At 67.5% G+C, this 1,499-nt stretch carries 1 protein-coding gene; it reads right to left on the reverse strand.

Translation table 11 applies throughout. The features are described from left to right. Positions 1 to 1,358: cellulase family glycosylhydrolase (locus AC2VON_RS19945; RefSeq protein ID WP_486954492.1), on the reverse strand; the 1,358-nt coding region annotated here is incomplete at its 3' end. Between the last annotated feature and the right edge of the window lie 141 nt (positions 1,359 to 1,499).

Consider the following 1,499-nt stretch of genomic DNA (forward strand, 5'->3'; position numbering starts at 1 on the left):
GCTTGGTTCTCCGCCGGATTGGAGAAGTCGGTCGCGGGGCTGTTCGGCAGTTCGTAAACATTGGGTGCCCCGTTGGTCTGCACCGCCCACGCCGGCGCACCCTCGGCCGCGTCCACGCTTTTGCCGAAGAACACGCTGCTGTAATCGTCTTGGTGCATGTCGAGGATGACGTGAATGCCGTGATTGGCCAGGATCTGCACGGTCTGGTCTATGTTGGCCAGGTAGGCGTCATTGAAGACACCGGGCTCGGGCTCCACAGCGGCCCAGATGATGCCCAGCCGCACGAAGTTGAACCCGTTAGCGGCCAAAAACGCCGCGTCGGTATTGCCGAACCCGGTGACAGAGAGCTCAAAGGGCGCCACCTTGTTCACTTCGTCGAACCCGTGATAGATGACCACCTGCCCGTTGCTGTTGGTGAGCCAGCCGTCGGTGGTGCCGATGGCCGATACCTGTGGTTCGTCAGGACTTGGCGTCTGCGCCTGTGTGCTGGCCATTGATGTGACATCGGTGCCGAAGTGGCCGACCGCGCCGTGGCTGCCGAAGAGGCCGCCGTTGCCGCCGGCCCCGCCGAGCGCGGGCAAACCACTAAGGTTAGTGCCGTCTCCGCCGGCACCACCGTTGCCGCCAACGCCGAACAATCCGGTGCCGTTACCGCCGTCACCGCCATTGCCACCGGTGGCACCGGTGCCACCGTCGCCGCCGGCCCCACCGTTGGCGCCGACCCCGAACACTGTGCGGGCCTCTCCGCCGGCTCCACCGTTTCCGCCATCAGCGCCGGCACCACCGTTACCGCCCGCCCCGCCCGGCCCGGCTGCACCCATCAATACTCCGCCAGCTCCGCCCTCCCCACCGTCGCCCCCGGCCACACCGGCTGCGGTCCCGTCGGCCCCGGCACCGCCGGCGCCGCCGTCGCCAAATAGCCCGGCAGCACCACCGGCTCCGCCCTGACCGGCCGCATCGGTGGCCCCGTTTCCGCCGTCGCCGAACAACAGCCCGCCAGCACCACCATTGGCCTCACCCAACGTTCCGCCAGCGAGGCCATGAGCACCGTTACCGATCAGCATGCCGCTGCCGCCAAAAATCAACCAGAGCGCGTTGATGTCGCCGTCGACGCTGGTTCCCAACGAGCTGTTGATCCAGTCCTGCTCGAGGCCGTGGACCAGCGAGCCAACCCCGGCCGTCGACGCCGAGTCCGCTGCGCCAACATGGCCACCGGCCAGATCGGCAGAACCGACGCCCAGCACGCTGGTGCCCAGGCTGGCCATGGCATCGTCCCAGTGGACCGGATCCAGGAAGGCTTGCCAGGCGGTCGGGGTCAAAACCGCACCCCAATCGACGGTGTTTGCCGCCGCGTCCATGAACGGTGAAAAGACCTCATCGATCACTGCCCCGAGAACGTCAGCCCGCGCCGGCGGCACACCGGTCAACGGGGTGATCCCGAACACCAACAACACCCCCGCCGCTGCGGTGGTACCGACTACGTGACCATGCCCACGCGC

The sequence above is a fragment of the Mycobacterium sp. TH-M82 genome (genome assembly GCF_057473605.1).